This window comes from Bradyrhizobium sp. AUGA SZCCT0182 (genome assembly GCF_018130185.1).
Lineage (GTDB): Bacteria > Pseudomonadota > Alphaproteobacteria > Rhizobiales > Xanthobacteraceae > Bradyrhizobium.
In genome coordinates this window covers 1-18,669 of record NZ_JAFCLY010000016.1, presented here as the reverse complement: position 1 = coordinate 18,669, position 18,669 = coordinate 1, and the positions used below count along the sequence as shown (strand labels likewise).

Sequence of the window (18,669 nt, the reverse complement as noted above, 5' to 3'; positions counted from 1 at the left end):
ATGGCAGATTTATTGAAACCCGATTTGCGGGAGCTGGATGCAGAAGGATTGAAAAAACTCCTGGCGCTGGCCAAGGGCCGGAGCCGCAACGCCAACAGGGGAGAACCCGTCTCGATACCGGCGGTGCCGCGCGACGGGCCGCTTGCATTGTCCTTTGCGCAGCAACGGCTTTGGCTGCTGGCGCAACTCGACGGCACCAGCACCAACTATCACATTCGCGGCGCGCTGCGCCTCTCGGGCGATCTCGACGTTACCGCCTGGCGTCGCAGTCTGGACCAGCTGTTTGCACGTCACGAATCCCTGCGCAGCATTTTTCGTGTTGCCGATGGACAGCCCAGCGTCGAGCTGTTGCCTGCCGGTCAGGGCCTGCCTTTGCTCGTACATGATTTGCGGGCCGAACCGGAGCGCGAGCAGGTGCTTGAGCGCCTGTGCGGCGGCGAGGCGAATACGTCCTTCGATCTCTCCGAAGGGCCGTTGATCCGCAGTCGTCTCATCCGGATCACGGAGTGCGAATATCTGTTCCTGCTGACCCAGCACCATATCGTTTCGGACGGCTGGTCCATTGGTGTGCTCGTGCGCGAGCTGGGCGCCTTGTATCGGGCTTTCATGGCCGGCGAGGGCGATCCGCTACCGGCGCTGCCGATTCAGTATCCTGACTATGCCGCCTGGCAACGCCAGTGGTTGGCGGGCGAACGATTGCAGCGGCAGGTCGACCATTGGCGGCAGACGCTGGCGGGTGCGCCGGCCTTGCTCGAACTGCCGACCGATCGGCCGCGGCAACCGAACAAGTCTATCGCCGGCGCGTCGCTGGCGGTCGAGATCGACGCCGAGCTTGCACGTGGCATCAAGCAGCTAAGCCAATCTCATCGCACGACCGCATTCATGACGGTGCTGGCGGCATGGGCGGCTGTGTTGTCGAGGCTGTCAGGTCAGAGCGATGTCGTGATCGGTGCGCCGACGGCCAATCGCAACCGGCGTGAAATCGAGGGTCTGGTCGGCTTCTTCGTCAATATGCTGGCGCTCCGCGTCGATTTGTCGGGCGAACCTGACGTGGCGGAGCTGCTGAGCCGCGTGCGCGGTACGACGCTGGCGGCTCAGGACCATCAGGATTTGCCGTTCGAGCAACTCGTCGAGATCATTCAGCCGCCGCGGCGTCTGGACCATGCCCCGGTGTTTCAGGTCGTGTTCGCCTGGCAGAATAACGAGTCGGCAACGTTTGAATTGCCGGGCCTGAAAGCCGAGATCACGGACACTGCTCTGAGCGAGATCAAGTTCGATCTTGAGCTCAACCTGAGTGAGGCCGACGGCTGCATCGTCGGGGCCCTGAACTACGCGACGGCACTGTTTGACGAGGCAACCGTCGAGCGTCATCGGGACTATCTGCTTGCCATGCTGCGAGCCATGGTCGCTGATGTGGGTCAGGTCGTCGACCGGATCGATCTGGCTGATGTCGAAGAGCGCGAACTCGTTCTGGAGACCTGGAACCAGACCGCTACGCCGTACCCGTCCGAATATTGCATCCACGAATTGTTCGCCGAGCAGGTCCGAAAGGCACCCGATGCCACTGCGCTGGCGTATGAGAATCTCCGCCTGAGTTACGGCGAACTGGATGCAAGGGCCAACCAGCTCGCGCACTATCTGATCGAACGGGGCGCGGGTCCGGACCAGCCGGTCGCGATCTGCCTGGAACGCGGCATCGCCATGGTCGTCAGCCTGCTGGCCGTACTCAAGGCGGGCGCCGCCTATCTGCCGCTGGATCCCGTCTATCCGTCCGAACGGTTGCGGCAGATCGTCGATGACGCAAAGCCAAAATTACTGATTTGCGACGATGCCGGGCGCGCGGCGCTCGCGGGAACAGCATGCGATATCGTTGATCTGGAAGCGGACGCACCTGTTATCGCCGGGTTGGCGAAATCAAATCCAGAGGTCGCGGGCCTGACATCGCGTCATCTTGCCTACATTATCTATACGTCGGGTTCGACCGGAACGCCTAAAGGCGTGATGGTCGAGCATCGCGGTGCGGTAAACCTGGCGCTCGCCCAACGGGCGCTGTTTGAAGTTTCCGCGGGCAGTCGCGTCGTTCAGTTCGCTTCCTTCAGCTTTGACGCCAGCACCTGGGAAATCGTCATGGCCCTGTGCTCCGGGGCCGAATTGTTTCTGCTCGGCCCGCGAGAGCATCGCAACGCGGCGGAGCTGCTGGATTATCTGGCACACAACGGCATTACGCACGCGACCCTGCCGCCGGCCTTGCTCCAGGGGCGCACGGACCTTGATCGCCTGGCATCGCTGCAGGTGCTTGTCCTCGCCGGTGAATTGCCCAAGGCCGAGTTGATCAAGGGTGTCCCGTCAGGTGTGGCCGTTTTCAACGGTTACGGCCCCACAGAGATAACCGTCTGTGCCACAACCTGGCTGCGGCCGATGGACTTTGAAGGCGGCGTCGTCCCGATCGGTCGACCGCTTCCGAATGCGCAGGTTTATCTGCTGGACAGGTTCGGTGCGCCGGTTCCGCTCGGGGCGATCGGCGAGATCTATGTCGGCGGAGCAGGGGTCGCACGCGGGTATCTCAATCGCGCCGATCTGACCGCGGAACGCTTCGTGTTCGATCCCTTCAGCGGTGATGCAGGGGCACGGATGTATCGCACCGGCGATCTCGGCCGCTATTTGCCAGGTGGCAATATCGAGTTCCTCGGCCGCAATGACCATCAGGTCAAGATCCGCGGCTTCCGCATCGAGTTGGGCGAGATCGAATTTCGCCTGAACGAGCACGCCGGCGTGGCTGATGCGGTGGTGCTGGCGCGCCAGGATCATGACGACGACCAGCGGCTGATTGCTTATGTGGTGCCAACTGCGCAGGATGACGACGGCGGCGATTTCGCGGCTGCAATGCGCAGTCACCTCCGCGCCTGCTTGCCGGAATATATGGTGCCGTCGGCTTTCGTGCGCCTGGAAGCGTTGCCGCTCACGCCGAACGGAAAGGTCGATCGAAAGGCGCTGCCGTCGCCCGAGGACGATGCCTTCGTGCGCCGAAACTATGAAGCACCGCAAGGCGAACGCGAAGAAACGGTTGCCATGGTCTGGACCGAGCTGCTCGGCGTCGAGCGCATTGGGCGGAACGATCACTTCTTTGAACTCGGCGGCCACTCGCTGCTCGCAGTCCGCATGCTGGATCGGTTGCAGCGGCATTCGCTCAGCGCGGACGTGCGCACGCTGTTCGCCAAACCGGTGCTGGCTGATTTCGCGGCGAGCCTTGATGGTGGCGGCGCGGCTGACGTGCCGGCCAACCTGATCCCGACGCAGGCTGCTGCGATCACGCCCGATATGCTGCCACTAATCAGGCTGGAGCAACCCGACATCGACAGGATCGCGGCGAAGGTTCCTGGTGGCGTTGCCAACATCCAGGATATCTACGGATTATCGCCGCTTCAGGACGGCATCCTGTTTCACCATCTGCTGGCAGTGGAGGGCGATCCTTATCTGCTCGTCGGGCAGATGGCGTTTGCAAACCGCGATTTGCTCGAGCGCTATCTCGCAGCCGTGCGGCAGGTGATCGATCGTCACGACATTCTTCGTACCTCCATTGAATGGGAGGGCCTGTCCAGCCCGGCTCAGGTGGTCTGGCGACAGGCTCCTTTGATCGCCACCGAGGTAGAGCTGGACCGCGAAAGCCCGGCGCACGAACAGCTTGCGCAGCGTTTTGATCCGCGACGAAACAGGATCGATCTTGGCCAGGCGCCGCTGTTGCGCTTTGCGGTGGCCCGGGATGCCGGCAAGGATCGCTGGCTGCTGCTGGTCTTGCTGCATCACCTGATCGGCGATCATTCCACCCTGGAGGTGATGCATGACGAAGTCCGGAAGATATTGTCCGGGCGTGGTCATGAACTGGCGGCTTCGTATCCGTTCCGAAATCTCGTAGCCCAGACGCGGGGAGCGGAAGCTACGGCCGGGCATGAGCGTTTTTTCCGCAGCATGCTGTCGGATATCGATGAACCGACCACGCCGTTTGGTTTGGACAGGGTGCACGGCGACGGCCGTGGCGTGACGGAAGCCCGACGAACGTTGTCGCAATCGCTCAACGGACGGCTGCGGGTTCAGGCGCGTCGTCTGGGAGTGAGCCTCGCCAGTCTCTGCCATCTCGCCTGGGGTCAGGTGGTGGCGCGGAGCAGCGGTCGCGGGCGCGTCGTGTTCGGCACGGTGCTGTTCGGCCGCATGCATGCCGGCGCCGGTGGCGACCGCACCATGGGGTTGTTCATCAACACATTGCCGCTGCGGCTGGACCTCGACGACACCGCGGTCGAAGACAGCGTTCGCCGTGCGCATGCCCGGCTCGCCGAACTGATGGCGCATGAGCACGCCTCGCTGGCGCTTGCGCAGCGATGCAGCAAGGTTGCGGCGCCGGCCCCCTTGTTCAGTTCGATCCTGAACTACCGCCATAACGCCATGCCGGCCGGCTCGACCGTGGGTGAGACCGCCGCTGGCGTCGACGGCATCGAGTGGCTCGGCGGCGAAGAGCGTACCAATTACCCTTTGATGCTGTCGGTCGAGGATTACGGTCAGGCATTGGGTCTGACGGCGCAAGTGATCCATCCGCTGTCGCCTGAACGCGTCTGCGCGTTGATGCAGCATGCGCTCGAGCAACTGGCCGATAATCTGGAGCGACGGCCGCAGTTTCCTGTCCGGCAACTCGACATTTTGCCGCCTGAGGAGCGCGAACTCCTGCTCGATACGTGGAATCGGGCGGACGCCGGGTATCCGCGAGACCGCTGTCTTCATGCGCAGTTCGAAGAACAAGCCCGCCGGTCTCCGGATGCAGTGGTGCTGGTATTTGGCGATGCAGCGCTGAGCTATGGCGAGCTGAACAAGCGGGCCAACAGGCTGGCCCGTGACTTGCGGGATTACGGCGTCGGGACGGACGTGGTGGTCGGTCTGGCGCTGGAGCGCGGCGTCGCGATGATGGTGGCGCTGCTGGCGGTGCTGAAGGCGGGCGGGGCGTATCTGCCGCTCGATCCGGATTATCCGCCGGAGCGGCTTTCCCACATGCTGCGCGACAGCGGCGCAGCGCTGGTGCTGACGCAGACGTCGTTGCTGGGGCAGTTTGCTCCCGTGCTCAAGGAAACCGGCGCCGAGGCGTGGCTGCTCGACGAGGCGGCTGGCGGTGAGGGTGGTAATGCCGACAATCTTGATCTCACGATCCATCCCGAGAGCCTGGCCTATGTGATCTACACCTCGGGTTCGACCGGCCTGCCCAAGGGCGTGCTGGTCCGCCACGACGCGGTGACGAACTTTCTGGCGACGCTGGCGGAACAGCCGGGAATGACGCCACAGGACCGCGTGCTGGGCCTGACCTCGCTGTCGTTCGACATTGCGGTGCTGGAACTGTGGCTGCCACTCACGCTGGGGGCGCGCGTCGTGCTGGCGGATCGTGCCGCGGCGCATGATCCGGGCCAGCTCAAGGCGATGGTGACAGCGCAAGGCGTGACGATGATCCAGGCGACGCCGTCGACCTGGCGGATGCTGCTCGATCACGACGGGCCACAGCTTCCGCAAAGCTGCCGCGTGCTGTGCGGCGGCGAGGCGCTGCCGCCGGATCTTTCGCGTCGGCTGGTAGCGCAGGCCGGCGAGGTCTGGAATCTGTACGGCCCGACCGAGACCACGGTGTGGTCGGCCCGTCATCGCCTCGACGCGCAAGACGATAGGCCAGTGCTGGGCGGCCCGATCGGCAATACCACGCTGCACATCCTGGACAATGATCTCAACCTTGCGCCGGTCGGGGTTGCCGGCGAACTCTATATCGGCGGCGAGGGACTCGCGCGCGGCTATTGGCGGCGCGGCGCGCTGACGGCGGAACGTTTTATTCCCGATCCGTTTGGCCCTGCCGGTGCACGGCTGTATCGCACCGGCGACGTGGCGCGGTGGCGGGCCGACGGCGTGATCGAATATATCGGCCGCTCGGATCACCAGGTGAAGATCCGCGGCTTCCGGATCGAGCTTGGCGAGATCGAGGCTCGGCTGATGGAGCAGGCCGCGGTACGCGCAGCCGTGGTGGTGGCGCGCGAGGTTGGCGCTGGCCGCCAACTCGTGGGCTATGTCAGCGGCGAGGCGTCGCTGGACGGCTTGGCGCTCAAGACGGCGCTGTCATCGGTGCTGCCGGATTACATGGTGCCTGCTCGTATCGTGGTGCTGGATCGATTGCCGCTGACGCCGAACGGCAAGATCGATCGCAAGGCGCTGCCGGCGCCGGATCAGCTCGGCGCCGCCGAGCATGTCGCGCCGCGCACGCCGACCGAAGCGGCGCTGGCCGCGATCTGGGCCGACCTGCTGCGCCAACCCAACATAGGCGTCACCGACAACTTCTTTGAGCTCGGCGGGGATTCTCTCGCCGCCGTCCAGCTCATCAGCCGTATCAAGCGTGATCTCGGCCATGACCTGCCGCTGAACCGCCTGTTTGAAATGACGACCGTCGAAACCATGGCTGCCAGCCTCGCCCCGGAGATTCAGGTCGACAAGCGCGGCGATGACATCGCCGCGATGCTCGACATGTTGAAGTAAGTCGAATTTTCCGATGAGTGACATCGCCACCACGCAGAAGCAGCAGCTTCGCGACATCTCACGGCGATTGATGCGCCTTGATGCGAGCAAGCAGCATGCGTTCCTGACGCAGCTGGCGGCCAAAGGCGTTAACCTGGCCATGCTGCCGATTGCGCGCCAGGAACGGACGCGCGCGCCGCTTTCCTTTGCGCAGTCGCGCCTCTGGTTCCTGTGGCGAATGGATCCGGGCAGCGCCGCCTACAACATCTCGGCGACCGTGCGGGTGCGCGGTAAACTCGATGTGCATGCGACGCAGCAGGCGTTCGACAGGCTGGTTGTCAGGCACAGCGCACTTCGCACGGTGTTTCGGCAAGAGGGCAGGGATGCCGAGCAGATCGTGCTCGATCCGCAACCGGTCGAGATCAGGCACGTCAAGGTGGACGGCCGCGACCGCGAACAGCAGGCTCACCTGCTGGCGCGCGAGGAAGCCGCGCGCCCCTTCGATCTCGAGGCCGGCCTGCTCATGCGGGTCGCAGTGCTGACGCTGGAAGAAGACGACAGGTTTGTCGTGGTCAGCCTGCACCATATCGTCGCCGATGGTTGGTCGATGGCGGTGCTGGTCGAGGAGTTCTGGCAGCTGTATGCGGCCGTTGCGCGAGGCGAGGCGCCGGCGCTGCCCGAACTTGATGTTGAATACATCGACTATGCCGATTGGCAGCGGCTCTGGATGAGCGTGGTCGACGGCGAGCGGCAGATCGATTACTGGACGACGCGCCTTAGCGATCCTGCGGTGCTGCAGCTCCCCATCGATCGGGCGCGGCCGGCGGAGCCCGACCTTGCCGGCGCCGCGGTTCGCATGGAGCTTGATCCGGGGCTCGCCGATGCCCTGCGTGCTTTGGCGCGCACGCACAAGACGACGCTGTTCGCTATCCTGCTGGCGAGCTTCAAGCTGCTGCTCTATCGCTACACCGGCCAATCCGACATCGGCGTCGGTGTGCCGGTTGCCAATCGTCACCGGGACGAGACCCGGGGGATGATCGGACTGTTCGTCAACACCCAGGTGCTGCGCACGCAGCTTGACGGGCGCGCGGCAATCGCGGACTTCATCGCAACCGTCCATGCAGCCACGATCGAAGCCCAGGAGAACCAGGATCTTCCGTTCGAGCGGCTATTGGAGGTACTGCAGCCCAAGCGCAGCCTGAGCCAGAATCCTCTCTTCCAGGTTCTCTACAACCACCAGCGCCGCCGGACATCGGACAATTCGCTCGGCCTGACCGGCCTGCAGATCGAAAAAATCGACCCCAATGTCGACACCGTCAAGTTCGATCTGGCGCTCGACAGCGAAGAGGGACCGTCAGGAGAGATACGCGCGATATTCACCTACGCAACGGCACTGTTTGACGCGGCGACGATCGAACGCCTTGCGGCGCATTGGATCACGCTCCTCAAAACGATGGCTCAGGATTCGTCGCAGTCTATCGCCGGAATCGCGCTGCTTTGCGAGCAGGAACTGACTCAAATCAGGAGCTGGAACGGAGCAGACGCCGGTTCGGCGCCGCCGTTCACACCCGTGCACCAGACGGTAGCCCGCTTTGCCGCGCAAACACCAGACGCGCCGGCGCTCGTCTTCGGCGACGACGTTATCTCGTATGACGAACTCAACCGTCGCGCCAACCGCCTTGCGCATCGACTGATCCGTCTTGGTGTCACCAGTTCCGACCTGGTCGGCCTGTCGGCGCAACGTTCGCCATCTCTCGTCGTGGCGCTGCTGGCCGTACTGAAGACGGGCGCGGCCTATCTGCCGCTTGATCCCGACCACCCGGTCAAGCGGCAGTTCGCCACCATGCGCGATGCCGGCGTGCGTTTTGTGCTGACGGATACGGCCGGTGAAGCGCTGACCTCGCAACCGTCCGGAGTCAAAGTTGTTCTGCTTGATGTAGTTGATCCTGATCAGGAGACGGAGAGCAATCCTGCGATTGCCGTGGCAGCGCAAAGCCTCGCCTATGTGATCTACACGTCGGGTTCGACCGGACTACCGAAAGGTGTCGCGGTCGAGCATGGACCGTTCGCGATGCATTGCGAGGTGACTGCCGGCCTCTACGACATGGACCGGCATTCCCGCGAACTGCACTTCCTGTCCTTTACGTTCGACGGTGCGCATGAACGGCTCTGGACCGCGCTGACCTGCGGCGCCGCGCTGGTGATGCGGGACGAGAATCTATGGTCAGCCGAACAGACGCTGGACGTCATGCGCAAGCAGCGCGTCACCAACGCCGGCTTCCCGCCGGCTTACCTGCAGCAGCTCGCCGACTTTGCTGAGTGGCGCGGCGATCCACCGCCGGTCTCGCTCTATTCTTTCGGCGGCGAGGCGATGCCGAAGGCCGGCTTCGACAAGGTCAAGCGCGCTCTCAAGCCAAGGACGTTGATCAATGGTTACGGCCCGACCGAAACCGTCGTAACGCCGCTGGTCTGGAAGGTCGATGCCAGCGAACAGATAGAGGGCAATTATGCGCCTATCGGTCGCCCGGTCGGCCGGCGGTCTGCCTATGTCCTCGATGCTGATCTGAACATCGTGCCGGTCGGCGTAACCGGCGAACTGTTCATCGGCGGCGAAGGGGTGGCGCGGGGCTACTGGCGGCGCGGCGCGCTGACGGCGGAGCGATTTATCCCCGATCCCTTTGGCACGCCGGGCATGCGGCTATACCGCACCGGCGATCTTGCCCGATGGCGTCCGGATGGTGTGATCGAATATCTCGGCCGCTCCGATCATCAGGTCAAGATTCGCGGTTTCCGGATTGAGCTCGGCGAAATCGAGGCGTGGCTGATGCGTCAGCCCGGCGTGCAATCGGCGGTCGTCGTTGCCCGCGACGCCGGGGCAACCCATCAGCTGGTCGGCTATGTCTGTGGTGAAGGGGCGTCCGACGAGACGACAATCCGCGCCGCACTCGCGGACGGGCTACCGGACTACATGGTGCCGGCCCGCATCGTCAGACTTGAAAGCCTGCCGCTCACCGCTCATGGCAAGGTGGATCGGGAAGCCTTGCCGGTCCCCGACATGCACGCCGCCGCGGCACACGTCGCGCCGCGCACTGCGACGGAGACGACGCTTGCCGCGATCTGGGCGGAGCTTCTTGGCCAGCCTCTGATTGGCGTCGACGACAACTTCTTCGAACTTGGCGGCGATTCGATCATCTCGCTGCAGATGGTGGGTCGCGCCCGTCAGGTCGGCCTGCTGATCGAGCCACGTGACGTTTTCCGGCACCAGACATTGCAGGAACTGGCGCTGGCGGCGCGCACGGAACAGGCGGTGCCGGACGCCGAGCCCGAGAAGGTTCTCGTGGGCAGCGAGCATCCGCTGTTGCCGATTCAAATGCGGTTCTTCGGCGAGGACGCCGGCGAACGCCATCACTGGAACCAGGCCGTATTGCTGATGCCGCAGTCGCGGCTGGATTGGGCGATCGTGGAACGTACGGTCGCCGCTGTCGTGGCGCATCACGATGCGCTGCGCCTTCGCTTCGAAGAGATTGATGGTGTCTGGCGGGCGTCCTATGGCGCTGCGCCCTCGGTATCGGAACTATTCTGGATTCGAAGCGGCATACGCGATGCGGCCGAGGTGACGGCGCTGGCGTCAGCGGCCCAGGCGAGCCTGTCATTGCAAGGACCGCTGTTGCGCGTGGTCGGAATGGACCTTGCCGACGGCAGCCAGCGGCTCCTGATATCGGTGCATCATCTCGTCATCGACGGCGTGTCGTGGCGGGTGCTGCTGGAAGACGTCGCATCGGTTTACGGCCAGATGGCGCAGGGTGCGGCCTCCGTTGCGTTGACGCCAAAGAGCCAATCCTATTCGTCCTGGGCCGCGCGCTTGAAAGCGCATGCAGGCAGCGTCGAACTGGCGGCCGAGCTGCCGTATTGGATCGAACGCAAGCCCAACGCCGATCTGCCCTGCGATAACGATCATGGCGACGTCGATCGGGTTGCCGAGGGCGAGGAAATCTCGCTGACATTCGACGCGGGCCTGACGACGCGGCTACTCAAGGAAGCGCCGTCCGCCTACCGCACCCAGGTCAACGATCTGCTGCTGGCGGCGTTGGCGCGCGCGGTATCGTGCTGGAGCGGGATTGACGATATCCTTGTCGAACTCGAAGGCCATGGCCGGGAAGACATCTTCCCGGGTACGGAAATTTCACGCACGGTGGGCTGGTTCACCACCGCGTTCCCTGTCCGCCTGCCTAGAGGTTCGGGCGACGACGCTGCGCTGATCAAGGCGGTCAAGGAAGTACTGCGGGAGATCCCTGCGCGCGGGCTGGGCTATGGCATTCTGCGCTATCTCGGCACCGAAGAGCAGCGCCATGCGCTTTCCGCAATCCCCGAGCCGCGTATCGTTTTCAATTATCTCGGCCAGTTCGATGCGAGCCTGGGTGAGGGGGCCTCGTTCAAGGTTGCGCCCGAGAGCGCCGGCGCTGTGCGCAGTGCGAGCGCGCCGCTTGGCCGCTGGCTCAGCATCAACGGCCAGGTGCGCGACGGACTGCTGCGGCTGTCGTTCAGTTTCGGTCGCAAGCGCTACCGGCGCGCGACGGTGGAACGCCTCGCAGAGTACTATGCGGCAGCCTTGCGGGAGCTGGTGGACCATTGCACCGGCGGCGCGCATGGGATTACGCCGTCGGACGTCGAACTCTCCCGTTTGAGCCAGGCCGACCTCGACGTTCTGACTGCGACGATCGATTGTCGTGAGATCGAGGACATCTATCCGCTGTCGCCGATGCAGCAGGGCATGCTGTTCCATGCGTTGCGCGATGGCGAAAGCGGAAATTATGTCAACCAGGTCGGCCTGGAAATCCGTGGCATCGATTCCGGCAGGCTGCGAGCGGCCTGGCAGGAAGTAAGCGCCCGGCACGCGGTACTGCGCACTGGTTTCGCCTGGCGCGAACTGTCGGGCGCGGCCCAGCAGGTGGTGTATCGTCATGTGACGCTGCCGTTCGTCGAAGAAGACTGGCGCGAGCGGGCGGCCAGCATGGACCGCAGCGAACTCGAGGCCGCGCTGGCGTTGGCGTCGCAGGCCGAGCGGGCTGAAGGTTTCGATCTGTCGGATGCGCCCTTGCAGCGGGTGCGGCTAATCAGACTCGAGGAAGGCCGCCACTGGCTGATCTGGACGCATCACCACATCCTGCTCGACGGCTGGAGCTCGGCGCGACTGATGGCCGAGATACTGCAGCGCGAACGCGGCGGCCGATTGCCCGCCGTGCACGGCCGTTACCGTGACTATATCGGCTGGCTGCAAAGGCAGGATCGCGACGCGTCGGCGGCGTTCTGGCGTACCGCCTTGGCCGAGTTGGACGAGCCGAGCTTCGTGGCGAATGTGCTGGGAGGACCTTCGAGCACAGGCGCAGCCGGTCACGGTTCGCTGGATCTGCTTCTCACTCCTGATCTGACCGCAAGATTACAGGCGTTTGCCAGGCGCGAGCGCGTGACGTTGAACACGCTCCTGCAGGGTGCGTGGGCGCAACTGTTGCGGCGTCATACCGGGCAGCGCGTTGTGTGTTTCGGAGCGACGGTGTCGGGCAGGCCAGCGGAGATCGCTGGGTCCGAGGAAATGGTCGGCCTCTTCATTAACACGCTGCCGGTGGTCGATCAGGCAGATCCGCAAGCCGAAATCGGCTCTTGGCTTCGCGGCTTGCAGGAGCGCAACATTGATCTGCGCGACCATGGCTGGATGCCGCTCTACGAGATCCAGCGCCTGGCCGGACGATCCGGCCGGCCGCTGTTCGACAACATCCTGGTGTTCGAGAATTATCCGATCGATGAGGCCCTGCGCGGAGAGAACGAAAGCGGCTCCCGCTTTGGACGGGTCGAGCAGGTCTCGATCACTAATTATGCGCTCACGGTAGCGGTATTCGCCAAGACCGACGGCATCAATCTCGGTTTCCGCTATGACCGCGGCCGGTTCGACCAGGACCAGATAAGATATCTGCAAGCCTGCCTGTCGCGCCTGCTCGCGCAGATCGTGACGGATGCCGCCGCTCCGCTTGGCGAACTCACCGGGCTCGATGTCGATGAGGTCAGGCAAATGCTCGCCTGGAGTGGCGGCGCAATCGAGCTCGACAAGATTTCGGATTTTGGTGGCGGAATCGTTGCCCGCATCGAGGCGCAGGCCGCTGCTTCACCGTCCTCAATTGCGTTGGTCCTCGGCGATCAACGGGTCAGCTATGGCGAGTTGAACGCTCGCGCCAATCGTCTGGCGCGACAGTTGCGGGACCGCGGTATTGGCCGCGACCAGCTGGTGGGTGTCGCGCTGGAACGCAGCGTCGAATTGATCGTTGGTGTGCTCGCCGTCCTCAAGGCCGGCGCGGGCTATCTGCCGCTCGACCCGGATTATCCGGCTGATCGGCTGCTGCATATGCTGCGCGACAGTGACGCCGGGTTGGTGCTGACTCAAAGCCGGCTGCTTGAACGCCTCGCGCCTGTGATGGCGGAATCGGCCGCGGAGGCCTGGGCAGTCGACGTGGAGAATGAGGCCGGGGCAGCAGAGCCGGCGTGCAATCTCAATCTCGCGCTTGATCCGGAGAGTCTCGCCTATGTGATGTACACGTCGGGCTCGACCGGCATGCCAAAGGGCGTCGCCTGCTCGCATGGCGCGCTGGCCGCACGGCTCGGCTGGATGCAGGCGGAATACCGCCTCGATGCCAGCGAGACCCTGCTGCAGAAAACACCGTTCAGCTTCGACGTGTCGGTGTGGGAAATTCTGTGGCCGCTTGCGGTCGGTGCGCGCCTTGCGATCGCCGCGCCGGGTGCACATCGCGAACCGCGGCTTCTCATTGACGCGGTCGTTGCCCACGATGTGACGACGCTGCATTTCGTGCCGCCAATGCTCGAGCATTTTATTGCTGAGCCGGAGGTGGAACGCTGCGTGACGCTCAAACGGCTGTTTGCCGGCGGCGAAGCCTTGTCTGCGGAGTTGAAGGCGCGCGTGCTCGCGGCCTTCCCCGACGTTCGCTTCGACAACCGCTACGGTCCGACCGAGGCCCTGATCAACGCGACGTTCTGGAATTGCCGCGACGACGGCGCGGTGCGCGTGCCGATCGGGCGACCGATCCCGGGCACGGCCATTCGCATCCTTGACGCTTCGCTGAACCTGGTACCGGCCGGGGTGACGGGCGAGTTGTTCATCGGCGGCGTCGGGCTGGCGCGCGGCTATTGGAAGCGCCAGGGGTTGACGGCGGAACGGTTCATCCCGGATCCGTTTGGCGGTCCCGGTGAGCGGCTGTACCGGACGGGGGATCTGGCGCGCTGGCGCCCGGACGGCGCCATCGAGTATGTCGGGCGATCCGATCACCAGATCAAGATCCGCGGCTTCCGCATCGAACTCGGAGAGATCGAAGCGCGGCTGCTGGAGCAGCCCGGCGTACGCTCCGCGGTGGTGGTTGCGCGCGAGGTGGGCCTGGCACGTCAGCTCTTCGGTTACGTTTGCGGGGCGAGCGAACTTGACGGGACGGACTTGCGCGCGGCGCTGTCGTCCGTTCTGCCGGACTACATGGTGCCGTCGCGAATCGTGACGCTGGAACGGCTGCCGCTGGCGCCGAACGGCAAGGTCGACCGGCGTGCGCTCCCGGCGCCGGACGCGATCGACACCGGCTCGGAGCACCTGGCGCCGCGTACCCCGGCGGAAATGGCGCTCGCGGCGATCTGGGCCGAACTGCTCGGCCGGCCTGTCGTGGGCCTATCCGACAATTTCTTCGAACTCGGCGGCGATTCGATTATCTCGCTGCAAATGGTGAGCCGCGCCCGACGCGCCGGTTACCTGATCGAACCGCGCGATGTGTTCCGGCATCAGACGCTGGAAGCCCTGGCGCTCGCGGCACGTATCGAGCAACTGAGCGAGACGCGCGCCGACCAGGGATTGGTATCCGGTTCGCATCGTCTGCTGCCGATACAGACCCGGTTCTTCGCAGAGGATGTTACAGAACGCGATCACTGGAACCAGGCGGTGCTGCTGCGGCCAAACGACCGGCTTGACTGGGAGGTCATGGGACGCGCGATAGCGGCCATGCTGGCCCATCACGACGCGTTGCGGCTTCGCTTCGAAGCGAGTGACAGCGTGTGGCGTGCGGAGCATGGTGCCGCGCCGGATGTGGCTGAGCTGTTGTGGGTTCGAAGCGCGGTTGATGGTGAAGCCGTCACGGCGCTTGCATCCTCGGCGCAGGCAAGCCTGTCGCTGGCCAATGGGCCGCTGTTGCGTGCGGTTGGCATCGATGTCGCCGACGGCAGCCAGCGCTTGCTGATCGTGATCCATCATCTGGTTGTGGATGGCGTGTCGTGGCGGGTGCTGCTGGAAGACGTCGCGGCGGCGTACGACCAGTTGACGCAAGGCAACACGGTTGTGCTTCCGCCGAAGAGCCATGCCTATTCCCTGTGGGGTGCCCGGCTGGAGGCTTATGCGGCGGCGTCCGAACTCGCGGCAGAACTACCCTATTGGGTGGAGCGCAACGGAGTTGCGGATTTTCCGTGCGACGACGATTACGGCGGGATCGACACCATCGCCGACGCCGACGAAATCTCGCTGTCATTCGACGCAGAACTGACGCACCGCCTGCTGACGGACGCGCCTTCCGCCTACCGCACGCAAATAAACGACCTTCTCCTCGCCGGCCTGGCGCGCGCCGTTTGGCAATGGAGCGGACAGGACGATGTCCTGGTCGAACTGGAAGGCCACGGCCGCGAGGATCTGTTCGGCGATATCGATATCTCGCGTACGGTCGGCTGGTTTACGACCGCGTTTCCCGTGCGTCTGGCCGGCGGCTCGCAGGATCCGTCGTTGTTGGTCAAGACCGTGAAGGAAGAGCTTCGCGCCATTCCCGGCCGTGGGCTGGGCTACGGCGTGCTGCGCTATCTCGGCTCTGAAGAGCAGCGCGCGGCGTTGTCGAAAGCGGCCGAGCCGAAGATCACGTTCAATTATCTCGGCCAGATCGACGGCGGCGCGGGAGAGGCGTTCGCCATGGCGCCCGAAAGTGCGGGCCCCTCGCGCAGCGCATCGAGCCCTCTGCGGCGCTGGCTCAGCGTCAACGGCACGGTGCGCGAGGGGCAGCTGCGGCTGTCGTTCGGCTTCGGCCGCAAGCGCTATCGGCGCGAGACGGTCGAGCGGCTGGCCGCGTTGTATGAGGCGGCGCTGCGGGAGTTGGTCGATCACTGCACCAGCGGTGCCTGCGGAATCACGCCGTCGGATGTGGCGTTGTCCGGGCTCAGCCAAACCGATCTCGACCGGCTGGAACTCGACTGGCGCCAGATCGAGGATATCTATCCGTTGTCGCCGATGCAGCAGGGCATGCTGTTCCATGCGATGCACGACGGCGAGAGCGGACTTTATGTCAACCAGGTTGCCGCCGAAATACACGGCCTTGATGCCGGCAAGCTTCGTCTGGCCTGGCAGGCGGTCAGCGACCGCCATGCGGTGCTGCGCACCGGGTTTGTCTGGCGCGACCTGTCGGGTTCGGCGCAACAGGTGGTCTATCGCCACGCCGAGGTGCCGTTCATCGAGGAGGATTGGCGCGCGCGCCTTGCGGTGCTGGAGCAATCCGGACTGGATGCTGCGCTTTCGGACGTCTCGCGGCAGGAACGCCTCGAAGGCTTCGACCTGTCGCGGCCGCCCTTGCAGCGGGTCCGGCTGGTTCGTTTGGGAGAAGACCGTCACTGGCTGATCTGGACCCATCATCACATCCTGCTCGATGGATGGAGTTCGGCGCGGCTGATCGCCGAGGTGTTGCAATACAGCGCCGATGGCCGGTTGCCAGCCTTGCAGCGCCGCTATCGGGATTACATCGGCTGGCTGCAGAACAGGGATCGCGACGCCGCAGCCGCGTTCTGGCGCACGGCGATGGCGGAACGGGGGGAGCCGGGTCTGCTCTCGGATGGCTCGCCGGAACGCTTGAGCGGAGCAACGCCGGGTCACGGTGCGTTGGCGCTGGAAATGGACGTCGCGCTGACCGCGCGGCTGCAGCAATTTGCAGCCCGGGAGCGCGTGACGCTCAACACATTGGTGCAGGCCGCTTGGGCGCAATTGCTGCGTCAGCATACCGGGCAGGGCACGGTCTGCTTCGGCGTCACCGTGTCGGGGCGGCCGTCGGAGCTCGCAGGCGCCGAAGACATGGTGGGCCTGTTCATCAACACTTTGCCGGTCGTCGACAGCGCCAGTCCGCAGCAGAAAATCGGCGCATGGCTGCGTGAGCTGCAGGACCGCAATCTGACCATGCGCGAATTCGGCTGGACGCCGCTCTATGAAATCCAGCGCCTGGCGGGACGTCCCGGACGGCCGCTGTTCGACAGCATCCTGGTGTTCGAGAATTATCCGGTCGACAGTGCGCTCAAGGAGAAGAACCAGCGCGTCCGTGTCGGCGAGACAAGGATCACCGAGACCAGCAACTATCCGCTGTTCGCGAGCGTCGGTCTCGATGAGCGGCTGCGGCTGGTGCTCAACTATCAGCGCAAGCATTTTGACGAGGCGCAGGTGGCGCGGCTGCAGGCCACCTTCGTGCGGTTGCTGGAGGCGTTGAGCGCTGATGCGGATCGACCGGTCGGTATGATCGCGGCGAACGATCCTGTGGATGAGGCGCTGCTTTTGCGCATGAACAGTACCCGTCGTGACCAACCACGCCGGGGAATGGTCGCGCAGTTCGAAGAGCAGGTTCGCCGGGCTCCGGATGCGATCGCGCTGGTGTTTGGCGATGCGGCGCTGAGCTATGGCGAGCTGAACAAGCGGGCCAACAGGCTGGCCCGTGACTTGCGGGATTACGGCGTCGGGACGGACGTGGTGGTCGGTCTGGCGCTGGAGCGCGGCGTCGCGATGATGGTGGCGCTGCTGGCGGTGCTGAAGGCGGGCGGGGCGTATCTGCCGCTCGATCCGGATTATCCGCCGGAGCGGCTTTCCCACATGCTGCGCGACAGCGGCGCAGCGCTGGTGCTGACGCAGACGTCGTTGCTGGGGCAGTTTGCTCCCGTGCTCAAGGAAACCGGCGCCGAGGCGTGGCTGCTCGACGAGGCGGCTGGCGGTGAGGGTGGTAATGCCGACAATCTTGATCTCACGATCCATCCCGAGAGCCTGGCCTATGTGATCTACACCTCGGGTTCGACCGGCCTGCCCAAAGGCGTGATGGTCCGCCACGACGCGGTGACGAACTTTCTGGCGACGATGGCGGAACAGCCGGGAATGACGCCACAGGACCGCGTGCTGGGCCTGACCTCGCTGTCGTTCGACATTGCGGTGCTGGAACTGTGGCTGCCACTCACGCTGGGGGCGCGCGTCGTGCTGGCGGATCGTGCCGCGGCGCATGATCCGGGCCAGCTCAAGGCGATGGTGACAGCGCAAGGCGTGACGATGATCCAGGCGACGCCGTCGACCTGGCGGATGCTGCTCGATCACGACGGGCCACAGCTTCCGCAAAGCTGCCGCGTGCTGTGCGGCGGCGAGGCGCTGCCGCCGGATCTTTCGCGTCGGCTGGTAGCGCAGGCCGGCGAGGTCTGGAATCTGTACGGCCCGACCGAGACCACGGTGTGGTCGGCCCGTCATCGCCTCGACGCGCAAGACGATAGGCCAGTGCTGGGCGGCCCGATCGGCAATACCACGCTGCACATCCTGGACAATGATCTCAACCTTGCGCCGGTCGGGGTTGCCGGCGAACTCTATATCGGCGGCGAGGGACTCGCGCGCGGCTATTGGCGGCGCGGCGCGCTGACGGCGGAACGTTTTATTCCCGATCCGTTTGGCCCTGCCGGTGCACGGCTGTATCGCACCGGCGACGTGGCGCGGTGGCGGGCCGACGGCGTGCTCGAATATATCGGCCGCTCGGATCACCAGGTGAAGATCCGCGGCTTCCGGATCGAGCTCGGCGAGATCGAGGCTCGGCTGATGGAGCAGGCCGCGGTGCGCGCAGCCGTGGTGGTGGCGCGCGAGGTTGGCGCTGGCCGCCAACTCGTGGGCTATGTCAGCGGCGAGGCGTCGCCGGACGGCTTGGCGCTCAAGACGGCGCTGTCGTCGGTGCTGCCGGATTACATGGTGCCTGCTCGTATCGTGGTGCTGGATCGATTGCCGCTGACGCCGAACGGCAAGATCGATCGCAAGGCGCTGCCGGCGCCGGATCAGCTCGGCGCCGCCGAGCA

The 18,669-nt window shown here is 64.7% G+C and carries 2 protein-coding genes; both read left to right on the top strand.

Annotated features, from left to right (window positions below; genetic code table 11):
- Complete coding sequence (locus JQ611_RS18315) at positions 1-6,546, top strand: non-ribosomal peptide synthetase (protein ID WP_212466175.1); 6,546 nt, start codon at positions 1-3, stop codon at positions 6,544-6,546.
- 13 nt (positions 6,547-6,559) lie between these two features.
- Positions 6,560-18,669 (top strand): non-ribosomal peptide synthase/polyketide synthase (locus JQ611_RS18310; protein WP_212466174.1); only part of this gene is annotated, 12,110 nt, incomplete at its 3' end.

What these genes read in the sequence shown, in the direction of transcription:
- JQ611_RS18315 (WP_212466175.1), top strand. Translation starts at nt 1, where the DNA reads ATGGCAGATTTATTGAAACCCGATTTGCGGGAGCTGGATGCAGAAGGA.